Below are 23,510 nucleotides of genomic sequence, written 5' to 3'. Positions count from 1 at the left end.
GTGTGGTGCCCGGGCGTTGGCGGTTACGGTCGTGGGGTTGACCCGCGGCTTTCTGCAAGGAGACGAATTTGCATCGGCTGGCATGGCATAACGCGGAGAGGGACGAGAGCGAGCTTCACGATTCGCTCGTTCTCGCCTTGCTCGATTCGGGTGAGACGGTCATGCTGCAGGACTGGAAGCGCGAATATATATTCGTGGCCAATCTGCCGGATGTCTGGAAATTGCCGGCGGATTCTCACCCGACGGATGAAAATCTGTTTGGAAATGACCTGTCCACCCGGCTGGCCGAGCTGAAAAAGGACATGGTGACGGCTGGCAGCCGGGGTATGCTGGAGGTTAATGCCGGCCAGAACCGGGTCTTCCAGTTTCAGGTCCATTCCACCTTCAACCAGTCGAACCAGATGGTGATGAAGACCACCATCCGCGAGGTGACGGCGGAACGGCGGCGCGAGCAGCTGTTGCGCTCCTTGCTGCGCGAGGTCAGCCACCGTTCCAAGAACCTGCTGGCGATCATCCAGAGCCTTGCGGGCCAGACAGCCCGTTTCAGCCTCACCAAGGATGATTTTCTGCGCAAGTTCCGTGGACGGCTGCACGCGCTTGCCCAAAGCCAGGATCTCATCACGGATTCGGACTGGCGGGGCGCGCGCATATTCGAACTTCTCCGCCAGCAATTCGATCTCTATGTGCCGGAATATCCGAACCTCATTCACATGGAGGGGGAAAACCTGCTGCTTAACCCGAACGGGGCGCTTTATATCGGGCTGGCCTTCCACGAACTGGTCGTCAACACGGTGAGCCATAGCGGCAATCTTGCCGATCATCCGCCTATATCCCTGCAGTGTCGCCAGGACGGTGATTTTTATATCGTTGAATGGAACGAGCCGATGATGCCTTCGAAAGAGCCGGCAGAGGCAAGGCGCGGCAGTTTCGGCAGCGTCGTGCTGGAAAAGGTCGTTCCTTCCGCTCTTGGAGGAAGTGCCGAATACCAGCTGACGCCGGAGCGCATCGTTTACCGGTTGAAGTTCCCTTCGGGCGACAGCACGGATTCCTGAGAGTTATCGAACCGCAGGTCAGGCCGAAAGGCTGTTTCATTCTGTGGAGGCGCAATAAAAAAGCACGGCCCATAGGAGAGCCGTGCTATTTTTATGACGGGTTTTCAGGGGCGAAACCCGTTTATAGTCAGCCAAGCTTCAGGCGGGGACGGGGGAATTGCTTGGCTGCAGTACTAATGCATGCAACCGCATTCGGTTCCCGGAAAATGCATTTTTTTAGCAATCGGCAGATTTGTGGCCATTCTCACCGTCGATGCGGTTCAGTGTGCCGGGTCCGGCCGCTTCGGCGTGAAATACCGTATCGGCGCTTCCAGAGACCATTCGAAGCCGGTTTGCCGGTACTCCGTCGTCACATGTCCGCCGAATGCGCCTTCCGCATGTCGTTTGATGACGGTGGTGCCGAAACCCTTGCGGCTCGGCTCCTTTGCCGGTGGCCCGCCCGTCTCGGTCCAGAGCAGATGAAGCATTTGCCTACCGTCTTTTTCGAGCGGCTTCCAGCTGACGGTGATTTTCCCGAGCGGCGCCGAAAGCGCGCCATATTTAATGGAATTCGTGGTCAGCTCATGCACCACAAGCCCGAAATTCTGCGCCGCCTCCGGCGACAGCATGAAATCGTCGCCCGCCAGCACCACACGTTCCGATACGGTGCCGAAAACTTCGAGGTGGGTCTCGATCAGCTTGCGGATCGGCAGCCCCTGCCACTGAACTTCCGCGAGCGCCCGGATCGACATGCCGAGACCGCGCAGGCGATGGTCGACCTCTTTCTGGAACTCCGGAATGCTTTTATTTTCCCGGCCCAATTGCCGTATCATCGCCTGAACCAGCGTCAGAATATTCTTGGAGCGGTGAACCAGTTCGTGCAGCAGCAATTGCAGCCGCTCTTCCGACTGGCTTCTATCGAAGGAAGCGTTGGAGAGTGCGATGGCGACCTGATTGGCTTCCTTTATCTTGGTATCCACCGGCGCGACGATCTCGCCTTCGCCAATGCGCTCCGCCATATGGGTCAGATCGCGAATGGAGCTGCGCAATTGTCGGCCGACCAGATAGGCGCCGCCGATGGCGATCAGCACCAGCACAAGGCTGCCGATCATCATCTGCCGCCAGGTGTCGATCAGTGCCGCCTGGCTGGCGGCCAGCGGTCCCCACATCACCGTCTTCCATTGCCAGCCCGGCAATTGGGCATAGGCGTAGAGATTGCCCTTGCCGTCGAAGAAATTCCCACTGAAGGCCTGCATTTCCGACAATATTTCCGGGGTGACAAAGGGTTTCCCAACTTCGGCCTCATCCTGGGCGCTGGAAACGACAACCCGGTTGGTGCCGTCGATGATGGCGACCGCCCAGTTGCGCGGCAGGTTTTCCGTGGGAATAAGCCGGCCAAGATCGCTGGCATTCTGCGTCAGGATCAGGGCGTCCCCGGCAAGGCCCAGCTCCGGGTCAAGCGGCATGGTGACGTTGAACACCCACTCATGGCTGGTGGAGCCGAAAAACAGATCCGAGACGGTGATGCGGCGGGATTCTATCGCCTTGGCCAGATTTGCCTCGGCCGGCACCTTGCCGAGAGGCTGGCCATAGGGCACCCGGGTATTGAGACGCTGCTGACCATCCTTGGCGGCGAGCAGGGCGTAGAGGCCCTCCTTCTTCAGGCTTTCGGCGACGCGACCCTGAAACGCTGCGAGATTGCCGCTCTCAAGCTCGGGAAACTGCGACAGCAGATTGAGCGAGGTGGCGACTTCCTGCAGGCGGCGATCGATGTTGCGACTGACGACCCGGACATCCTCGATGGTTTCCCTTTGCAGGTCGTCGCGTTTTTCGGCTTCGAGGCGCAACATCAGGTAGCCGACAAAAAGGATGAGCGGCAGGGTGATGACGGTTGCCATCACCACCAGATAGGTGCCGATTGAGGCGGTCGGGAAAAAATTCGCGCTGCGCCGACGTAAAGTCGAGATCATGTCTTTCAGTCTGTCGCCGGGTTGAGGCATACAAAAAACTCCGGCAGTTATGGCATTGTTACGGCAGGAATAATACCGCGCTGTCCCCCTTTAGCAATGCCTGATTTTTACCCTCGGTTGTCGCGACATCAGGCGAATGCACCGTTTTGCGCGAAAAAAACGGAACTATTTCAACAACCAGCCCGTTTGCAAGACGAACCGGCCAGCGAGCGGAAGCGAAATTCATCACCGCCCGGCCAGTTGAGAACGATGAAAGGAAGGTACGAAAATGGCAAAGAAACTTACGATACTCGTCACCGCCGCCCTGATGGGCACGACGGCTTTCGCGCCGCTTGCCATCGCTCAGGGCACCACCCAGCCCGCACCGGCAAATCCGGGTGCGCAGACTGAGCCGGTAACGCCGCCTGCCACTCCGATGACGCCTGCGGCTCCTGTAGCCAATGACAGCGCGGCCACAACCACGGGCGGTGCTTATATCACCGAGCAGGGCGAAACGCAGATCAGCGCCAATGACTATATTGGCAAGTCGGTCTACACCGCAGCCGATGAGAGCATCGGTAACGTCACCAATCTCATCATGGAAGAAGATGGTGGTCTGGTCGCAGCCGTGATCGGCGTTGGCGGTTTCCTCGGCATCGGCGCGAAGGACGTAGCCGTGCCCATGGACAAGGTGACGATGACGCGCAATGCGCAGGACGGCACCATTCGTCTGACGACGACCGAAACGGCGGAAACGCTGAAGGCGGCGCCCGAGTTCAAGACGCTGGAACAGAAGACCAGCGAAAAGAATGCGGCCACCCCGGCGGCACCTGACAGTACAACCACATCTGCCACCAAGCCTTAATCCCATACCTGGGAGGCAGGAGCGGGCACTGGCGTAAATCCGCCGTCCCGCGAGAGACACCGGCCATTGGCCGGTGTCTTTTTTGTTTTGGCCTATGGGCCGCTCAATCCCCGGCGTTGCGCGAGGAATGCCATGCCCAGGCGGATTTGATGATGTCCGAGAGGGAATAACGCGGTTCCCAACCGAGAACTTCTTTGGCCTTGTCGTTATTGGCCACCAATGTGGTGGAATCGCCGTCGCGCCGGCCGGTATATTCGACCGGGAAGGGGCGGCCCGAGACCTCGGAAATTGCCGCCAGCAATTCCTTCACCGTGGTGCCGGTGCCGGTGCCGAGGTTGAGTTCGACGGTTTCGCCACCCGCCAGCAGATAATCCACCGCCCGCACATGGGCATCGGCGAGATCGAGGATGTGAATGTAATCGCGCACGCAGGTGCCGTCGCGGGTGTCGTAATCCGTGCCGAACACCTTGAAGCCTTGACGCCGTCCAAGTGCGGCCTCGATGGCGAGCGGGATGGCGTGGGTTTCCGGCTTGTGCCACTCGCCGATACGGCCCTCGAAATCCGCGCCAGCAGCATTGAAATAACGCAGCATGACCGAGCGCAGCCCCTTATAGGTGCTGTAATCCTTCAGCGCCTGTTCCACCACCCATTTGGTGCGGCCATAGGGGTTGATGGGCGCTTGCCGGTGCGTCTCGTCGATCGGTACCTGTTCCGGCAGTCCATAGGTGGCGCAGGTGGAGGAGAAAACAAAGGCGGTGACGCCGGCATCAATCGCAGCGGAGAGCAGGTTAAGCGAGCCGATGACGTTATTATCGTAAAAGGCGACGGGCTGCTTCACGGATTCGCCGACTTCGATCAACGCCGCGAAATGCAGAACGGCTTCCGGCTGGTACTTGGCAAAGACTTCATCCAGTCGCGCCCGGTCGCGAATATCGCCCTGTTCGAAGGGTCCCCAGCGGACGAATTCCTCATGTCCATTGGACAGATTGTCGAAAACAACCGGTTCATATCCTCGCTCCGACAGGAGAAGGCACGTATGCGAACCGATATAACCGGCACCGCCAACGACAAGGACTTTCTTCTTCATCAAACGCCTTTCAATAAATACGGACGCGCCGAGACTGTATGTCACTTTGTTCAAATAAGGGCGGCATGGCGCGGGACGCCATTTGCCAGTCTATCCATTGCGCGTAACATAAAAAAAACTGCGCATCCATCATCTGGATGCACAGCTTTTATAAGGGTCCGGGGAAGTGCATAAAACACGCCCGAAGGCGTGTTTATTTCTTTTTCCTCGTATTGGCTCTCGTCGCCAGGAAACCGGCGGCCATGGCAACAGCGAGTGTCGCATAGGGCCGCGCCTGGATCGCCAGCGTCAACAGTGACTGCAAGGCGAGGGGGGCTGCCGTCAGCGGAGCAGCCGCCAAGGGTGCAACCGGCCGGGCGGCATAGGCTCTGGGCCTTTTTACGATTGCCAGCGCCACCAGCATGATGACGCCGAGCAGAAACGCGGTGCCCGCGACGACGAGCGCGGCGGGACCCGCGCCGACATGCCGGGCAAGATAGATCGACCCTGCAACCACGGCGGCGACGAAGGCGATCAGGAAAAAGACACCGGTCAGCACCCACAGGATGATGGTGGCACGCAGACGCCGCGTCACCACGCGTCCTTCGCGCTGGGTGTCTCCCAGATAGACCAGCAATGCCTCAAGCATGATGCGGCCTTATCGACGTGTAAGGAGAGCGAGCACGAAGCCGACGCCAACGGCGATGCCGAGGGACTGGAGCGGGTTTCTCTGAACCTGATCGGTCAGATTGTCGTTCAGCGACGAAATTTCGCTTCGGACGCTGTCGGCCATTTCGCCGGAAGCGGTGAGCGCGTCATCAGCCACGCGGGCGGCCTGCGCCTTCAGCTCATGCGAGGCACCGACGCCCAGCGCCTTAACGCTCTTGGCAAGATTTGCCAGATCTTCGCGAAGCTGGGCGAGCTGCGCCGCAACGTCGGCGGCATCACCATTTTCGAGGGATTGCTGGATCTTGTCATTAACGCTGCTACGCACGCTTGCCATAGGTGAAGTCCTTCCTGGAACATCGTTGATGGAAATCGCGGCGGGCCAACCCGACTGCCGCTACAGGCTATTTCTGTCGCTCGAAAACTTCCGTTCCGGTGACCGAAACACCTGCCTGTCCGCCATTCAAACGCGCCGATGCAGGCTTGGTTCCGCAACGTGACGTGTTTTCTTCGCAGGCATTTCCGGTTGGGGGCAATTTTCTGGGAATTCGGTGCCGGACATTTGTTTTCCTGTCACAAGCATCATATAAGGCCCATCATCGAGACGTACCTTGACTTCAATCAATATGTGAAACGACATGCTTCAAACGCCTTATTACCTCATCGACAAGACAAAACTTCTTCGCAACATGGAGAAGATTGCTTATGTGCGGGAAAAATCCGGCGCCAAGGCGCTTCTGGCGTTGAAGTGCTTCGCCACATGGTCGGTGTTCGATTTCATGTCGCAATATATGGACGGCACCACCTCGTCCTCACTTTATGAGGTGCGTCTCGGCCGCGAGAAATTCGGTGGCGAAACCCACGCCTATTCTGTCGCCTATGCCGATTACGAAATCGATGAGGTGATTGCGAATGCCGACAAGATCATCTTTAATTCGATCGGTCAGCTGGAGCGTTTCGCCGACAAGGCCGCCGGCATAACGCGTGGCCTGCGTCTCAATCCGCAGGTCAGCTCTTCCAGTTTCGATCTTGCCGACCCCGCGCGCCCGTTCAGCCGTCTTGGTGAATGGGACGTTGCCAAGGTCGACAAGGTCATGGACCGTATTTCCGGTTTCATGATCCACAACAATTGCGAAAATGGCGATTTCTCGCTGTTTGACCGGATGTTGACGCAGATCGAAGAGAAATTCGGATCGCTGCTGTCACGTGCCGAATGGGTCAGCCTCGGCGGCGGCATTCATTTCACCGGTGACAACTACCCGCTCGACCAGTTCTGCGAGCGTCTGCGGGCGTTCTCGGAAAAATATGGCGTGCAGGTCTATCTGGAGCCCGGCGAAGCTTCGATCACCAAAAGCACCACACTTGAGGTGACGGTGCTCGACACACTATTCAACGGCAAGAACCTCGCCATCGTCGACAGTTCCATCGAAGCCCACATGCTCGATCTGCTGATCTACCGCGAAACCGCGAAGGTTTCGCCGAACGAGGGCGAGCACCCCTACATGGTCTGCGGCAAGTCCTGCCTGGCGGGCGATATTTTCGGCGATTTCCGCTTCGACAAGGAGCTGAAGGTCGGTGACCGCATCTCCTTCCAGGACGCGGCCGGTTACACCATGGTCAAGAAGAACTGGTTCAACGGCGTGAAGATGCCGGCGATCGCCATCAAGGAACTGGACGGCACGGTCCGCGCCGTTCGTGAATTCGACTTTGCCGATTTCGAGCAAAGCCTGTCTTAAACCCTGTTTCAACATCCAACGAAGCTCATCCCTGCGGGGAAAAGGAGGCATCACCTGAAATGAAGAAGAACGTTCTGATCATCGGCGCCGGTGGCGTAGCACAGGTCGTGGCGCATAAATGCGCCCAGAACAGCGATGTATTGGGAGACATTCATATTGCGTCACGGACTTTGGAAAAGTGCCGCAAGATTGTCGAGTCCGTACGCGAAAAGAAGAGCCTCAAGACAGATGTGAAACTTGAGGCCCATGCGCTTGACGCTATGGATATCGAGGCGACGAAAGCCTTGATCAAACAGACCGGCGTGGAAATCGTCATCAATGTCGGTTCGTCTTTCGTTAACATGTCCGTTCTTCGTGCCTGCATGGACGCAGGTGTTGCCTATATGGACACGGCGATCCATGAGGATCCCACCAAGATTTGCGAAGCGCCGCCGTGGTATGGAAACTACGAGTGGAAGCGCGCCGCTGAGTGCAAGGAAAAGGGCGTCACCGCCATTCTCGGCGTCGGTTTCGACCCCGGCGTGGTCAATGCCTATGCCCGCCTTGCCAAGGACGAATATTTCGACAAGGTCACCTCGGTCGATATCGTCGATATCAATGCCGGCAGCCATGGCCGCTGGTTCTCGACCAATTTCGATCCGGAAATCAACTTCCGCGAATTCACCGGCGTTGTCTATTCCTGGCAGAAGGGTGAGTGGCAGACGAACCAGATGTTTGAAGTCGGTCAGGAATTCGATCTGCCTGTCGTCGGCAAGCAGAAGGCTTACATGACCGGCCATGACGAAGTGCATTCGCTGTCCAAAAACATGGACGGTGCCGATGTGCGCTTCTGGATGGGCTTCGGCGATCACTACATCAACGTCTTCACCGTGCTGAAGAACCTTGGCCTGCTTTCGGAAAAGCCGGTCAAGACGGCCGAGGGTCTGGAAGTCGTGCCGCTGAAGGTCGTCAAGGCTGTGCTGCCCGATCCGTCTTCGCTGGCGCCTGACTATGTCGGCAAGACCTGCATCGGCGATATCGTCAAGGGCATCAAGGACGGCAAGGAACGCGAAGTCTTCATCTACAACGTGGCCGACCATAAGGACGCCTATGAAGAAGTTGGTTCGCAGGGCATTTCCTACACCGCCGGCGTTCCCCCGGTCGCCGCTGCCATGCTCATCGCCACCGGCGAATGGGACGTGAAGCAGATGGCCAATGTGGAAGAACTGCCGCCGAAGCCGTTCCTGAACATTCTGAACAAGATTGGTTTGCCGAACCGCATCAAGGATGAAAACGGCGATCGCGCGCTGGAGTTCTGATTGCAGACGTTTTGAGAAATTGAGACAAAATAAAAGCCCCGCGAAAGCGGGGCTTTTTGTTGCTGGCCAGTTTTTCGACCGAACAGTTTGGCGAAGTCGTAGCATTCTCACTGTCACCGCGGATTTAATCCGGGGTCCAGGGCGATCAAGTCCTTGATCGCGAGACAATCTTTTCGCGATGCAGACGCACCGTGGCTGGATGCCGGCTCAAGGCCGGCATGACGGCAGAAATTTTGTCGGCGATCCAGAGTCTCGCCTGAACGGGACCGGAGTAACCCTCAGCCCTTCGTTGGCTTCGGTCCACGCTTCTCGAACGGCTTGTCCTTTTTGCCTTCGTATTTCGGCTTGTCGCCGAAGGGCTTTTTCTTTTTCCAGGGCTTGTCTTCGCCCTTGCGGTCATCGCGCGGGGCGCTTGCATTGTCCGATTTGGTGAACTTCCGCTGGGCCTTTGCCGGCCTTGTATCTTCACGGGCACTGCCGGTCATTTCCGGCTTGCCTTCCAGCGCCTTCAGGCGAATGCCCTTCTCCAGCATCATGTCCTTGCCGATGGCGGAGGTGAAACGGTCGACGGCATCGGCGGCCAGTTCCACGAAGGTCTCGGTTTGCTGCATGCGGATCGCGCCGATATCCTGACGGGTGATCTTGCCGAAACGGCACAGCATCGGGATGAGCCAGCGCGGCTCGGCGCTCTGCTTGCGGCCAACGGAAAGCGAGAACCACGCGCTGTCGGAGAAGTCGGAGCGCTCGCGGCGCGGTGCATTGTTTTCGACCGTTTCGAAACTGTCGCGGCGCGGCTTGCGGGTGTTATCCAGCGCGACTTCGAAAATATCTTCCGGTGCCGAGCGTCCGGCGTGATAGAGGCGCACGAAGGCGGCGGCGACTTTTTCCGCGCCATGCTGTTCCAGCAGCTTCGTCACGAAATCGCGTTCGTCCTCAGCCACGGCTTCGCTGAGCGTCGGATCTGCCAGAAGCCTTGCGCCGTCGCGCTCGACGATCTCTTCGACGGAGGGCGGGCGAACCCATGCGGGGCTGACCTTGGCGCCTTCAAGAAGGCGTTCGGCCTTGCGGCGCTGGCTCACGGGCACGATGATGGCGCTGACGCCCTTCTGCCCGGCGCGGCCGGTACGGCCGGAACGGTGCAGAAGCGTTTCGGAATTGGTCGGCAGGTCGGCATGGATAACGAGTTCCAGGCCGGGCAGGTCGATGCCTCGGGCAGCAACGTCGGTCGCCACGCAAACACGGGCGCGGCCGTCACGCATGGCCTGCAGCGCGTGCGTGCGCTCGTTCTGCGTCAGTTCGCCGGAGAGGGCGACGACGGAGAAGCCGCGATTGTTCAACCGGGCCGTCAGATGGTTGACCGCGGCGCGGGTCGAGCAGAAGACGATGGCGTTGCGGGCTTCGTAAAAGCGCAGCGCGTTGATGATGGCGTTCTCGCGATCAGACGGCGACACCAGAAGCGCGCGATATTCGATATCCACATGCTGCTTCTGTTCGGAAGCGGTGGCGATGCGCACTGCGTTCTTCTGGTAGCTTTCGGCCAGCTTGGCAATGCTGCGCGGCACGGTGGCCGAGAACATCAGCGTGCGGCGATCTTCGGGCGATTCTTCCAGAATGAATTCCAGATCCTCACGGAAGCCGAGGTCGAGCATCTCGTCGGCCTCATCCAGCACCACGGCGCGGATGGACGACAGATCGAGTGCGCCACGCTTGATATGGTCACAGAGACGGCCGGGTGTGCCAACGACGATATGGGCGCCGCGTTCCAGCGCCCGGCGCTCATTGCGGATATCCATGCCGCCGACACAGGATGCGATCGACACGCCGGCAAATTCATAAAGCCATTCCAGCTCGCGCTTGACCTGCATGGCCAGTTCGCGGGTTGGGGCAATGGCAAGAGCGAGCGGCGCGGAAGCCTGACCGAAGCGGGTATTTTCCGACAGCAGCGTGGTTGCGAGCGCGATGCCGAAGGCAACCGTCTTGCCGGAACCGGTCTGCGCGGAAACCAGCGCATCCTTATCGGCGAGTTCCGGCGCAAGCATGGCCTTCTGCACGGGGGTCAAGTCGTTGTAGCCGCGTTTTTCCAACGCCTGCGCGATCGCCGGGGCGATACCCTGGGTGTCTGTCATCTACCGTCTTTCGGATATGAAGCTGCCCGCATCCGCCCGAAACCAATAGGTCCTAAAGTCTCCGGGGCAGCCGATACAGGCCATTTCGGCCATCTGGCCGGTTGCATTGCCCGCGCTCATACTGCGAATAGGCCGGTTTGTACAGTGCACTGCGGTACGCTCTTTTACGGGTATTTTCTCCTGCCCTGTGTTCCAGCCCGCCATCGTCCTTCGCAAACGCCATTCAAAAGGCGTACCGCATGGTTCATAAACGGCATTGCGTGCCCCCCGCCTTTTCGCTAAGAGACCCGCAACTTGAGGCTCTTTGTCAGGAAGGGCCGACTGGGTTTGTTCTTGTCCACACCGGGTGAAAACCGGCTGGCGGAAAAAAGGGATGTACTGGTCAAGGCTATGGCTCGCATTGTCATGAAATTCGGCGGCACGTCCGTCGCGAACCTCGAACGCATTCACAATGTCGCACGGCATGTGAAACGCGAAGTGGATGCCGGCCATGAAGTGGCCGTGGTCGTTTCCGCCATGTCCGGCAAAACCAACGAATTGGTGGACTGGGTGCAGAACGCCGCGAAGGTGACCGGCACCAACGCCGCCTCCTTCTATGATGCGCGCGAATATGACGCGGTTGTCGCATCCGGCGAGCAGGTGACGTCAGGTCTGCTGGCGATCACCCTGCAGTCCATGGGCATCAATGCACGCTCCTGGCAGGGCTGGCAGATCCCGATCCGTACCGACAATGCGCATGGCGCCGCCCGTATTCTGGAGATTGACGGGTCCGACATCGTCAAGCGCATGGGGGAAGGACAGGTTGCCGTCGTTGCCGGTTTCCAGGGCATCGGCCCGGATAATCGCATCGCGACGCTTGGTCGCGGCGGCTCTGACACGTCGGCTGTGGCCATTGCCGCCGCCGTCAAGGCGGATCGTTGTGACATCTATACCGATGTCGACGGCGTTTACACGACCGATCCGCGCATCGAGCCCAAGGCTCGCCGCATGAAGAAAATCGCTTTCGAGGAAATGCTCGAAATGGCGTCTCTTGGCGCGAAGGTTCTGCAGGTTCGCTCCGTCGAGCTTGCCATGGTACACAAGGTGCGCACCTTCGTTCGCTCCAGTTTCGAGGATCCCGATGCGCCGGGCATGGGCGACCTCATCAACCCGCCCGGTACTTTGATTTGTGACGAGGATGAAATCGTGGAACAGGAAGTCGTAACCGGCATCGCCTATGCCAAGGATGAAGCACAGATTTCGCTGCGCCGCGTGGCCGACCGTCCGGGCGTTTCCGCCGCGATCTTCGGTCCGCTGGCCGAAGCGCATATCAATGTCGACATGATCGTGCAGAACATCTCCGAAGATGGCTCGCGCACCGACATGACCTTCACCGTTCCCTCGGGCGACGTTGCCAAGGCGCTCAAGGTTCTCGACGACAACAAGGCCCAGATCGGCTTCGACGTTGCCCAGAACGAGACGGGTCTCGCCAAGGTGTCCGTCATCGGTATTGGCATGCGCAGCCACGCCGGCGTTGCCGCCAGCGCGTTCAAGGCACTTGCCGAGAAAAACATCAACATCAAGGCCATCACCACGTCAGAGATCAAGATTTCGATCCTGATCGACGGCGCCTATGCCGAACTTGCCGTTCGCACTTTGCATTCGGCCTACGGTCTCGATAAGAGCTAAATCCGAGACATCGGTTCCCGATGCTCCGATTCTTCGGAGTTGCGTTCTTCCGATGTGGCGTTTCTTGAAAGCGTGTCCCTTGCGGGACGCGCTTCTGGCGCTATAAATTTTTTAAATGACGTTTTGATTCTCGAATATTATGACATTCGGATCGGAAGCGTCGGGGAGCAAACGCGATGAGAGACCTTTCCGCAGGTCCGCGCGTCCTGCTCAAGCGGCTGCGCGAAATGATGGCGGAGCACCTTGAACCGCAGGATCGTCTGGACCAGATCGTCCGTCAGATTGCCAGCAACATGGTGGCGGAGGTTTGCTCGGTCTACGTGCTGCGTTCCGACAGCGTGCTGGAGCTTTACGCCACCGAAGGTCTTAACAAGGATGCTGTGCATCTTGCCCAGCTGAAAATGGGGCAAGGTCTTGTCGGCACCATTGCCGCTTCCGCTCAACCGCTCAATCTTTCCGATGCGCAGGCGCATCCCGCATTCCGCTATCTTCCTGAAACCGGTGAGGAAATTTATCATTCCTTCCTCGGCGTGCCGATTTTGCGCTCCGGTCGCACTCTTGGCGTTCTTGTGGTCCAGAACAAGGCCAGCCGAACATACCGGGAGGATGAAGTTGAAGCGCTTGAGACAACCGCGATGCTTATCGCTGAAATAGTGGCGAGCGGCGAGTTGAAAAAGATCACCCGCCCCGGTGTGGAGCTGGACCTGACGCGCGCCGTCACCATCGATGGCGATGGTTATGGCGAAGGCATCGGTCTCGGTCACGTCGTGCTGCACGATCCCCGCATTGTCGTCACCAACCTGCTGAACGAGGACGCGGATACGGAAATCCGCCGTCTTGCCGATGCTATCGGCTCGCTGCGCCTGTCGATCGATGACATGTTGCAGCGCCGCGACGTGCCGACCGAAGGTGAGCACCGCGAGGTTCTGGAGACCTATCGCATGTTCGCCCACGATCAGGGCTGGGTGCGGCGCATGGAAGAGGCGATCCGCAACGGCCTGACGGCGGAAGCGGCGGTCGAGAAAGTGCAGAGCGACACCAAGGCGCGCATGATGCGCCTGACCGATCCTTATCTGCGCGAGCGCATGCATGACTTCGATGATCTTGCCAACCGGCTGCTGCGTCAGCTGATCGGTTTTGGCGGGCGCGGACCGGAGCAGGATTTCCCGCTCGACGCCATCGTTCTGGCACGCGCCATGGGCGCTGCCGAATTGCTGGATTACCCGCGTGAAAAACTGCGCGGTCTGGTGCTCGAAGACGGCGCGGTGACGAGCCACGTCGTTATCGTGGCGCGCGCCATGGGTATTCCGATCATCGGCCAAGCGGCCGGCATCGTCGCGCTGGCGGAAAACAACGATCCGATCATCATCGATGGTGATGACGGTCAGGTGCATCTGCGCCCGATGTCGGATCTGCAGCGTGCCTATGAAGAAAAAGTTCGCCTGCGTGCCAAGCGGCAGGAGCAGTTCCGTGCGCTGCGCAATGTCGAGCCGATCACCAAGGATGGCCAGAAGGTCAATCTGAAGATGAATGCGGGCCTGCTGGTGGATTTGCCGCAGCTGGAGGAATCCGGCGCCGACGGCATCGGCCTGTTCCGCACCGAGCTGCAATTCATGATCGCTTCCAACATGCCGAAGGGCGAGGAGCAGGAGGCTTTCTATCGCTCCGTTCTGCGGCAGGCCAAGGGCAAGAGCGTCACCTTCCGCACGCTGGATATCGGCGGCGACAAGGTCGTTTCCTATATGCGCGGCCAGGAAGAGGAAAATCCGGCACTCGGCTGGCGCGCGATTCGCCTGTCGCTTGACCGTCCGGGCCTGATGCGCACGCAGATGCGCGCACTGCTGCGCGCCGCGTCCGGTGCGGAGCTGCGCATGATGTTGCCGATGGTGACGGAAGTGTCCGAAATACGGGCGGCACGCGATCTTCTGCAGAAGGAAGTGCAGCATCTTTCGAAGTTCAGCCATGCGCTGCCGAAAAAGCTGCAATTCGGCGCGATGCTGGAAGTGCCGTCGCTGATGTGGCAGCTCGATGAGCTGATGCAGGAGGTGGATTTCGTTTCCGTCGGTTCAAACGACCTGTTCCAGTTCTCCATGGCGGTCGATCGTGGCAATGCCCGGGTTTCGGATCGTTTCGACAATCTCGGCAAGCCATTCCTGCGCATTCTGCGTGATATCGTTCGCGCCGGCGAAAAGCACCACACATCGGTCACGCTGTGCGGCGAGATGGCGGGCAAGCCACTGACTGCCATGGCGCTGATCGGTCTCGGTTTCCGGTCGATTTCCATGTCGCCAACGGCAATCGGTCCGGTCAAGGCCATGCTGCTCGGGCTGGACGCGGCACGTCTTGCCGACGAGTTGAATGCCGCGCTTGACGATCATAATTCGCTGGAAAGCGGGCGCGAGGTGTTGTTACGCTTTGCTGCAGCGCATTCCATTCCCATTTAAAAGACTTATTTCATTATCGGAGTGACTGGTGGCGAAGCTTCCCGTCGAAAAAATGCGCGAGTTGGAAAGGCGTTTCGGAGAGATCGAAGCGCGGATGTCGGCTGGCCCGGCGGCAGATGTTTATGTGAAGCTGGCTTCGGAATATTCCGAACTGCAGCCGGTCGTGAACAAGATCCGCGATTACGAAAAGGCGATTGCCGAGGCTGCCGATCTCCAGGCGCTGCTCGCCGACAGGACGACCGACAGGGACATGCGCGATCTGGCGGAAATGGAGCTGCCGGAGGTCGAAGCCTGCATCGGTGAGCTAGAGAAGGACATGCAGGTCCTGCTGCTTCCCAAGGATGCGGCGGATGAAAAAAGCGCGATCCTTGAAATCCGTGCCGGCACAGGCGGCTCCGAAGCGGCGCTGTTTGCCGGCGATCTGTTCCGCATGTATGAGCGCTTCGCATCGACCAAGGGCTGGAAAGTCGAAGTCCTTTCCGCCAGCGAAGGTGAAGCGGGCGGTTATAAGGAAATCATCGCCACGATCAGCGGGCGAGGGGTGTTCTCCAAGCTGAAGTTCGAATCCGGTGTGCATCGCGTGCAGCGGGTACCGGAAACGGAAGCGAGCGGCCGTATTCACACCTCCGCTGCCACCGTCGCGGTGCTGCCGGAAGCGGAGGACATCGACGTCGAAATCCGCCCGGAAGATATTCGCATCGATACGATGCGCGCCTCGGGCGCCGGCGGTCAGCACGTCAATACCACCGACTCTGCCGTTCGTATCACCCATCTTCCGACGGGATTGATCGTCACCAGTTCGGAGAAATCCCAGCACCAGAACCGCGCCAAGGCCATGCAGGTTCTGCGTTCGCGTCTTTACGATATCGAGCGGCAGAAGGTGGATAGTGAACGCTCGGCGGACCGCAAAAGCCAGGTCGGTTCGGGTGACCGGTCAGAGCGCATCCGCACCTATAACTTCCCGCAGGGGCGGGTCACCGATCACCGCATCAACCTCACCCTCTATAAACTCGACAGAATGATCGAAGGTGAGATTGATGAGCTCGTGGATGCGTTGATCGCCGATTATCAGGCCGGCCAGCTGGCACTGCTTGGCGAACAGCAGCTTTGAGCGGCGCTGAGGGGACCGTTTCGACCGAACTTGCCGCTGCCCGCAAACGGCTGCAGGCGGCCGGTGTTGCCGATCCGCTTCTCGATGCGCGCCTGCTGATCGGTGAGGTTATTGCCTTTTCACTGACCGATTTCGTAATGAAGCCGGATCGGCCCCTTACGCAGGAAGAACAGGCCCGCATCGCTTCCATGATCGAAAGGCGGGCCGGGGGAGAACCCGTCCACCGCATCCTCGGTCACCGGGAATTTCACGGCCTCGATCTTCTGCTGTCGAAGGATACGCTCGAACCCCGTCCGGACACGGAGGTTCTGGTTGATACGCTGTTGCCGGCGTTAAAGGAGGCGGTTTCCCACAAGGGCAGCGCCCGCATTCTGGATCTGGGCACGGGCACGGGGGCGATCTGTCTGGCGCTTTTGAAGGAATGCCCTGACGCGACGGGTATCGGCAGCGATATTTCCACTGGTGCCTTGGAGACGGCTGCGAAAAACGCATCCAGAAACGGGCTCGAAACGCGTTTTGAGATCATGCAGAGCGACTGGTTCGAAAAAATCTCCGGCCGCTTTGACATAATTGTGTCGAATCCGCCTTATATAAGAAGCGATATCGTTACAACGCTCGACCGAGAGGTTCGTCATCATGATCCGATGGCGGCGCTGGACGGAGGTCAGGACGGCCTTGCACCGTACCGCCTTATTGCTGCCGACGCAGGCTGCTTTCTTGTGGAAAACGGGATCGTTGGTGTGGAGATCGGTTTCGATCAAAGGCTTGATGTTTCCACGATATTTGCTTCTAACGGTTTCTCTCTTGTGGAGGCCGTGAAGGATTATGGCGGCAACGACAGAGTTTTGATCTTCCGGAGATAGTTCTTCGCGATATGGCGGCGGATTTTTGCAGAGATATTTTGCACAGCAAAAGAAAAGGCTTGGATTTCCGCAGGAAGCGGGATAGTTTGCGGCCACATGCAGGGTGGCTGAGGACGAACGCAGATTCGTCAGGGTATGGGTCAGTCCCGAAGCGGGTTCTTTTGAGAGCCCTGAAAGGCTGGGCGTTTCCGGCATGTGAATCAGTAAACTTTGTTCGCAGGCGGCTCGGTGCAGCATTTGCGCGACCGGTCGTCACACGCGAGGTCTTGTCCGGGGTTATCTTCGGCAGGACGCGTGACGGAACAATTTCAGGAAAAATTTCCAGCGGTTTTCCGTCCGGAATTGCATGAAAATAACCAGATTGTCAGCAAAACAGAATTCAGGTGAGCAATTGATGAGGCCAGGACAGCAAAACAAGCGCGGCCGGGGGCGTGGAAGCAACAATAATAACAACAATAACAATGGTGGCGGTAATAACAACTTCAACCGCAAGGGCGGCAATCCGCTCACCAGGACTTATGACAGTTCCGGCCCCGATGTTAAGATTCGTGGTACAGCCCAGCACATAGCGGAAAAATACGCTGCCCTTGCCCGGGACGCGCAGAGTTCCGGCGACCGTGTGATTGCGGAAAACTATCTGCAACACGCTGAGCACTACAACCGCATCATTGCCACGGCTCAGGCCCAGATGCAGGAACGTTTCCAGCGCGACGATCGCGGTGAATATAATTCCGCCGAGACGGATGCCGACGATATGGATGGAAACGATGGCGACGACGGCGTCGTTGCATCGCAGCAGCATTCCGAACAGGTAGAGCGCGTCCAGCAGCCGGAGCGCCAGGAGCGCACTGAGCGGAGCGAGCCACGCCAGGAACGTCGCGAACGTCCCGACCGTCGTGAACGGCAGGAACGTCAGCCGCGCCAGCCGCAGGTCTCGGCCGAGCAGCAGCCACCGGTTTATGACGCCAGCCAGGCACCGCAGCCCGTCATCGAAGGTACGCCCATGGAAGTGGCCGTCGAGGAAGAGCAGCAGCAGGCGGAAGCACCCGCAACCGAACGTGCGCCAAAGACCCGCCGTGCCACGACCCCGCGCCCGCGTCGTCCGCGCCGTGCCGCGGCGGCGGAAGGTGCTGAAGGTGAAGACGCGCCCGCCGGTGAAGACGCAACACCGGCCACTCTTGAAAACGCTGCTGAATAAGCAGGGATTTCAGGCAGGCCGCGTCAAACACGCGGCCAACCACGCAATTGAAAAACTCCGGCTTGCCGGAGTTTTTTGTTTTTAGGGTTCAGATGGCAGGAGCCGTTGGCAGGCAAAGAGGGTGGTTGCGCGCCGGCAAACTGACGTCTGTCAAAACAGGCGAAAATTTCCCGAATGGCGGTTTTGCGCCCCTTTAAACCGATGAAAATGCCTCCCATATTCGTGCAGGAAGGACGCAAGCCGCATTCGCCGGCAACCGTCATTCGAGAGGCGGCGATCGTGAAATCCTTTAAACACGGCTGTCGTAGCGGGGCTTGCCTTTTGAGGGAGCCTCAACCCTAACACCCGGAGCCGTGCCGAAAGCGGGCGGGCCGGTCAATGGAGGTTCGACTATGAATATTGAAAAATACTCCGAACGCGTTCGCGGTTTTCTGCAATCGGCACAGACCTTTGCGCTTGCCGAAAATCATCAGCAGTTTTCTGCGGAACATGTTCTCAAGGTTTTGCTCGATGACGAGCAGGGCATGGCGGCATCGCTGATCGAGCGGGCTGGTGGCGACGCGAAAGAAGCGCGTCTTGCCAATGATGCCGCGTTGGCGAAATTGCCCAAGGTTTCCGGCGGCAATGGCGGCCTTTCGCTGACGGCGCCGCTTGCCAAGGTGTTTTCGACTGCTGAAGATCTTGCAAAGAAGGCAGGCGACAGCTTCGTTACCGTCGAGCGCCTTTTGCAGGCGTTGGCGATTGAAAGCTCTGCTTCCACTTCGGCTTCGCTGAAAAAGGCAGGCGCAACGGCGCAGGCTCTCAACCAGGTCATCAACGACATCCGCAAGGGCCGCACGGCCGATAGCGCCAATGCCGAACAGGGTTTTGACGCGTTGAAGAAATACGCGCGCGATCTGACGGAGGAAGCCCGCGAGGGTAAACTCGACCCTGTCATCGGCCGCGACGACGAAATTCGCCGTACCATTCAGGTCCTTTCGCGCCGCACCAAGAACAACCCCGTGCTGATCGGTGAACCGGGCGTCGGTAAAACGGCAATTGCCGAAGGGCTTGCGCTGCGCATCGTCAATGGTGACGTGCCGGAAAGCCTCAAGGACAAGAAGCTGATGGCGCTCGATATGGGCGCGCTGATCGCCGGTGCGAAATATCGCGGTGAATTCGAGGAGCGCCTGAAGGCCGTACTCAATGAGGTGCAGGCCGAAAATGGTGGCATCATCCTGTTCATCGATGAGATGCACACGCTGGTCGGTGCCGGCAAGGCCGATGGCGCGATGGATGCGTCCAACCTGCTGAAGCCCGCGCTTGCCCGTGGTGAACTGCACTGCGTTGGCGCCACCACGCTTGATGAATATCGCAAGCACGTGGAAAAGGACCCGGCCCTTGCCCGCCGTTTCCAGCCCGTGCTGGTGGATGAACCGACCGTGGAAGACACGATCTCGATCCTGCGTGGTCTGAAGGAAAAATACGAACAGCATCACAAGGTCCGCATCTCGGATTCGGCCCTGGTTGCGGCTGCAACGCTTTCCAACCGCTATATTACCGACCGGTTCCTGCCCGACAAGGCAATCGATCTGATGGACGAGGCCGCTTCGCGTCTTCGCATGCAGGTGGATTCCAAGCCGGAAGAACTGGACGAACTGGATCGTCGTATCATCCAGCTCAAGATCGAGCGCGAAGCCTTGAAGCAGGAGACGGACCAGTCCTCCGTCGATCGCCTTAAAAAGCTTGAAGACGAGTTGGCCGATACGGAAGAAAAGGCAGATGCGCTGACGGCACGCTGGCAGGCGGAAAAGCAGAAGCTCGGCCATGCCGCCGATTTGAAAAAGCGGCTGGACGAAGCCCGCAACGAACTGGCAATTGCCCAGCGCAACGGCCAGTTCCAGCGCGCCGGCGAGTTGACCTATGGCATTATTCCGGGCCTTGAAAAGGAACTGGCTGCGGCGGAAGCGCGTGACAGCAGCGGTGCCGGCTCGATGGTTCAGGAGGTGGTGACACCGGACAATATTGCCCATGTCGTTTCCCGCTGGACCGGCATTCCCGTCGACAAGATGCTGGAAGGTCAGCGCGAAAAGCTGCTGCGCATGGAAGACGAGCTTGCCAAGTCCGTTGTCGGGCAGGGCGAGGCCGTTCAGGCAGTTTCCAAGGCGGTTCGCCGTTCGCGTGCCGGCCTTCAGGATCCGAACCGCCCGATCGGCTCGTTCATCTTCCTTGGCCCGACCGGTGTGGGCAAGACCGAGCTGACGAAGTCGCTCGCCCGCTTCCTGTTCGACGACGAAACCGCGATGGTTCGCCTCGATATGTCGGAATATATGGAGAAACACTCCGTTGCCCGGCTCATCGGTGCGCCTCCCGGTTATGTCGGTTACGAAGAGGGTGGTGCCCTGACCGAAGCCGTTCGCCGCCGGCCCTATCAGGTCGTGCTGTTCGACGAGATCGAGAAAGCGCATCCGGACGTCTTCAATGTCCTGTTGCAGGTGCTGGATGATGGCCGCCTGACGGATGGCCAGGGCCGCACCGTCGATTTCAAGAACACCATCATCATCATGACCTCGAATCTCGGTTCGGAATTCATGACGCAGATGGGCGACAATGACGATGTGGATTCGGTTCGTGAACTGGTGATGGAGCGGGTCCGGTCGCATTTCCGGCCGGAGTTCCTCAACCGTATCGACGATATCATCCTGTTCCACCGCCTGCGGCGTGATGAAATGGGTGCGATCGTGGAAATTCAGTTGAAGCGGCTCGTCTCGCTGCTGGGTGATCGCAAGATCTCGCTCGAACTGGATGAGGATGCCCGCAGCTGGCTCGCCAACAAGGGCTATGATCCCGCTTACGGCGCACGTCCGCTGAAGCGGGTGATCCAGAAGTCGGTTCAGGACAGGCTTGCCGAAATGATCCTCGGCGGGGAAATCCCCGATGGTTCGCGGGTCAAGGTGACGTCCGGCACGGACCGGCTGCTGTTCAAGGTCAAGCCTCCGAAGGGCGAGGCCGAAACCGAAACGGCCGATGCGGCATAAAACTAAAGGGCTCCGGAAACGGAGCCCTTTTCATTTGATCTGCTTTTCGGACCGCAAAATGCCGGCGGATTACCGGCTCGCCACCTGATTTGGTTTGTCCTCGATGTTGAGCAGGTTGTCGATGCGCTTTCTCTCATCGGAGAAACGTGCGAGCGCATCACCGGAAAGCGATTTGCCGCCCGGCAGGCGCACTTTCATCGCATCGACTTTCGTGCCGTTGACGATCAGTTCGTAATGCAGGTGGGCGCCGGTCGAAAGGCCGGTCGATCCGACATAACCGATGACCTGACCCTGTCGGACCTTGGCGCCTTCGGTGACACCTTTGGCGATGGCGCTCTGGTGATTATAGGAAGAGACATAGCCATTGGCATGGCGCAGCAGGGTCTGGTTGCCGTAACCAGAGGCCCAGCCGGCCTTTTCGACAGTGCCGTTACCGGTTGCGATGATCGGCGTGCCGCGGGCGGCGGCCCAGTCGGTGCCGGTATGCATGCGGCTGAATTTCAGAACCGGGTGACGGCGCATGCCGAAACCGGATGTCATGCGGCCGTTCGGAACGGGGTTACGCAACAGGAACTGCCGTATGCTTTTGCCGTTCTCGTCGAAATAATCGATACTGTTGTCTTCAGGGTTCTGGAACCGGTAAAACCGCGTCTCGTTGTCGCCGAACTTGGCGTTGACGTAGAGCAGCTCCGACTTGTCGGTGGCCTTGCCATCGGCGTCTTCCACGGAGAAGAATGCTTCCAGCGTATCCGCCGGCTTGAGCTGCGCCTGAAAATCGACGCTGCTGGCCAGAAGCTTGATAAGCTGGGAAACCATGCTCTGGTTCATGCCGTAAGCGAGAGCCGCGCGGTAGACACCGTCATAGACGCTGGGCAGGTCGCGGCCAGCCGCAGGCGCCGGCGTACTGTCGAAGGCGGTCGCCACAGCGTCGAGTTTCGGCGGTTCGCTGGCCTTGATGAAGTTTTTGCGGTCATCGACGGCCATGGTGACCATGTGACGGCCCTTGCGATAAAGGCTGACGCGCACGATGTCGCTTTTTTCGTCTTCCTGAATAATGCCGACGCGCAGCACATCACCGCTTTCGACATTGTTCGACTGGAGTTGCGGTGACAGCAGCCCGGCGATTTCCGATGATTGTACCTTGGAGTAACCCGCGCCGAACAAAGCAGCCTCGATGGTCTCGGTCTGGCGGGCAGGGATCACGTCGTCGGCATATTCCTTGACCGGCACCGATGCCGATTGCGGGGTTGAAACCGACATATTCTGTTCAACGACACGGGCGGCGAGGCCGGCCGTGATATCGACATCACCTTCATCATTATCAAAGCGGCGCGGGTCGATGTAATAAAGCGCGGCAACTTGCTCATTGCCATCCGTCAGGATCGAGCCATTCGATCGTACCGCTTCCTCCACCTCGTCAAAGCTCAAGGAGCCGGCAAAGGCATATTTGGAGTGCAGGACCGGAAAGGCTACAGTCTTCAGGCTGACTTCGGATTCAACCTCGGAGCCGTAGATCGTTCCCGTGCGGCTCGGTGCAGGCGCGGCTGCGTCCTTGTCGTCGTTGCTCGCGAAAATGTTTAAGGGATCGAAGGCGGGATAATCATCCTGCTTGGCATAATTCGCTGCCAGCGGAATTTTGACGTGAGAGAAGGGAACCTTGCGGACCACTTCCTTGTCGCCTTCATTGATGACAGTCGAGACTTCCATGATCGACCGGTCGGATGGCCGGGCCGCGATATTCGGGGCGATAAGGCGCGTGCCGCGGCGCGCGGCTTCCGTCGCATTGTTACCCATGTCCGCCTTCGCGAAGGCTTCGGCGGGAATGGCGAGCTGCTGACGACCGTCCAGAGCTGCAAACAGAGCCACACCCATCAATATGGAAGAAGTGATGCCGGTCAGAAATGTACCGGAGAGCCATCGCAGCGAAATTTCGCGACGATCGGGTGCACGGCGCCCTTCCGCCAGAATTGGCGGTTCCGTGCCTAGCGACCGGATCACATTGCGATCCGCAGTCATACCAGCTGTGCCCCGTCGGTCATGCGCTCTCCAGAAACTTCAGGCGAAGGTGTGCAACTTTCAAAGCCATGAGTCAAATTGATCGACGCATCGAAAGATATGTCGCAACAGCCTACATAAGAACACGCGCACGCATGCCCGCATTAACGCTTCGTTGGCAAAGCAATTAGCGAGGAACCGGGCCAAAAGAAGGCGCGGGGCTCGACTTGATGTCGCGGGCTCCGTTCTCCTGTGCAAAACCGGCAGCGATGTGGCGTCTTTTGCAGCGGAACGTCACTGAAAATTGAAATTATTTAGGAAAATCAATTAATTGGAATATTTCTCTGAAATTTCCGATTTGTGCTGTTGACTTGTTTGAGGTGATGGATTTATAAGTCCGCTCACTGAACGAGGGCGGCGGCGCTGCTGGCGACGACGACTTTCGTTCTAAAGAAATCAAGTTGATGAGCTGATTGC

Annotated in this window: 16 protein-coding genes; 10 read left to right on the top strand and 6 right to left on the bottom strand. The window is 58.7% G+C overall.

What is annotated here, in order from left to right:
* Nucleotides 1-68 precede the first annotated feature (68 nt).
* The gene (locus tag M0412_RS19025; protein WP_269701765.1) at nucleotides 69-1,052 is read left to right on the top strand and encodes a sensor histidine kinase; all 984 of its coding nucleotides are present in this window, start codon (nucleotides 69-71) and stop codon (nucleotides 1,050-1,052) included.
* A gap of 260 nt (nucleotides 1,053-1,312) precedes the next feature.
* Here the strand turns inward: M0412_RS19025 and M0412_RS19020 are convergent, their stop codons facing one another.
* Nucleotides 1,313-3,031, bottom strand: a complete 1,719-nt coding sequence (locus M0412_RS19020; RefSeq protein ID WP_269701767.1) for a sensor histidine kinase — start codon at nucleotides 3,029-3,031, stop codon at nucleotides 1,313-1,315.
* Between the two features lie 238 nt (nucleotides 3,032-3,269).
* On the opposite strand from M0412_RS19020, the gene M0412_RS19015 reads away from it, so the two are divergent.
* Complete coding sequence (locus tag M0412_RS19015) at nucleotides 3,270-3,845, top strand: PRC-barrel domain-containing protein (RefSeq protein ID WP_269701769.1); 576 nt, start codon at nucleotides 3,270-3,272, stop codon at nucleotides 3,843-3,845.
* 103 nt (nucleotides 3,846-3,948) lie between these two features.
* Here the strand turns inward: M0412_RS19015 and galE are convergent, their stop codons facing one another.
* From galE to M0412_RS19000, 3 genes are all read right to left on the bottom strand, one after another.
* Nucleotides 3,949-4,932 (bottom strand): UDP-glucose 4-epimerase GalE, encoded by a 984-nt coding sequence (galE, locus tag M0412_RS19010; RefSeq protein ID WP_269701771.1) that lies wholly within the window; start codon nucleotides 4,930-4,932, stop codon nucleotides 3,949-3,951.
* Nucleotides 4,933-5,125: 193 nt separating this feature from the next.
* Nucleotides 5,126-5,560 (bottom strand): hypothetical protein, encoded by a 435-nt coding sequence (locus tag M0412_RS19005; protein ID WP_137087460.1) that lies wholly within the window; start codon nucleotides 5,558-5,560, stop codon nucleotides 5,126-5,128.
* Nucleotides 5,561-5,569: 9 nt separating this feature from the next.
* On the bottom strand, nucleotides 5,570-5,914 hold the full coding sequence (locus tag M0412_RS19000) for a YqjD family protein (RefSeq protein ID WP_142842396.1): 345 nt from the start codon (nucleotides 5,912-5,914) through the stop codon (nucleotides 5,570-5,572).
* A 301-nt stretch (nucleotides 5,915-6,215) separates the two neighbouring features.
* Between M0412_RS19000 and nspC the strand changes: the two genes are divergently transcribed.
* Together nspC and M0412_RS18990 are read left to right on the top strand one after the other, a co-directional pair.
* Nucleotides 6,216-7,313 (top strand): carboxynorspermidine decarboxylase, encoded by a 1,098-nt coding sequence (nspC, locus tag M0412_RS18995; RefSeq protein WP_142842395.1) that lies wholly within the window; start codon nucleotides 6,216-6,218, stop codon nucleotides 7,311-7,313.
* A gap of 59 nt (nucleotides 7,314-7,372) precedes the next feature.
* Nucleotides 7,373-8,611: a saccharopine dehydrogenase family protein gene (locus M0412_RS18990; RefSeq protein ID WP_046802098.1), complete on the top strand. Its 1,239-nt coding sequence runs from the start codon at nucleotides 7,373-7,375 to the stop codon at nucleotides 8,609-8,611.
* 278 nt (nucleotides 8,612-8,889) lie between these two features.
* Here the strand turns inward: M0412_RS18990 and M0412_RS18985 are convergent, their stop codons facing one another.
* Nucleotides 8,890-10,737: a DEAD/DEAH box helicase gene (locus M0412_RS18985; protein WP_142842394.1), complete on the bottom strand. Its 1,848-nt coding sequence runs from the start codon at nucleotides 10,735-10,737 to the stop codon at nucleotides 8,890-8,892.
* Nucleotides 10,738-11,127: 390 nt separating this feature from the next.
* Between M0412_RS18985 and M0412_RS18980 the strand changes: the two genes are divergently transcribed.
* From M0412_RS18980 to clpB, 6 genes are all read left to right on the top strand, one after another.
* Complete coding sequence (locus M0412_RS18980; protein WP_046802096.1) at nucleotides 11,128-12,405, top strand: aspartate kinase; 1,278 nt, start codon at nucleotides 11,128-11,130, stop codon at nucleotides 12,403-12,405.
* Nucleotides 12,406-12,581: 176 nt separating this feature from the next.
* Nucleotides 12,582-14,849: a phosphoenolpyruvate--protein phosphotransferase gene (gene ptsP / locus M0412_RS18975; protein WP_142842393.1), complete on the top strand. Its 2,268-nt coding sequence runs from the start codon at nucleotides 12,582-12,584 to the stop codon at nucleotides 14,847-14,849.
* Nucleotides 14,850-14,877: 28 nt separating this feature from the next.
* Nucleotides 14,878-15,960, top strand: a complete 1,083-nt coding sequence (gene prfA / locus M0412_RS18970; protein ID WP_269701779.1) for a peptide chain release factor 1 — start codon at nucleotides 14,878-14,880, stop codon at nucleotides 15,958-15,960.
* Complete coding sequence (prmC, locus tag M0412_RS18965) at nucleotides 15,957-16,823, top strand: peptide chain release factor N(5)-glutamine methyltransferase (RefSeq protein WP_269701781.1); 867 nt, start codon at nucleotides 15,957-15,959, stop codon at nucleotides 16,821-16,823. The genes prfA and prmC overlap by 4 nt, the downstream gene beginning before the upstream one ends.
* 394 nt (nucleotides 16,824-17,217) lie before the next feature.
* Entirely contained in the window at nucleotides 17,218-18,021 is an 804-nt protein-coding gene (locus tag M0412_RS18960) for a DUF4167 domain-containing protein (RefSeq protein ID WP_142842390.1), read from the top strand.
* A 392-nt stretch (nucleotides 18,022-18,413) separates the two neighbouring features.
* On the top strand, nucleotides 18,414-21,038 hold the full coding sequence (gene clpB, locus M0412_RS18955) for an ATP-dependent chaperone ClpB (protein ID WP_046802091.1): 2,625 nt from the start codon (nucleotides 18,414-18,416) through the stop codon (nucleotides 21,036-21,038).
* A gap of 69 nt (nucleotides 21,039-21,107) precedes the next feature.
* Here clpB and M0412_RS18950 read toward each other — a convergent pair whose 3' ends face one another.
* A complete protein-coding gene (locus M0412_RS18950) occupies nucleotides 21,108-23,054 on the bottom strand; it encodes a M23 family metallopeptidase (RefSeq protein ID WP_142842389.1) in 1,947 nt (648 codons plus the stop codon).
* Nucleotides 23,055-23,510: the final 456 nt, after the last annotated feature.

The organism is Agrobacterium sp. O3.4, from assembly GCF_041414895.1.
Classification (GTDB): Bacteria; Pseudomonadota; Alphaproteobacteria; order Rhizobiales; family Rhizobiaceae; genus Agrobacterium; species Agrobacterium cucumeris.
This window is presented reverse-complemented; position numbering and strand designations above follow the sequence as displayed.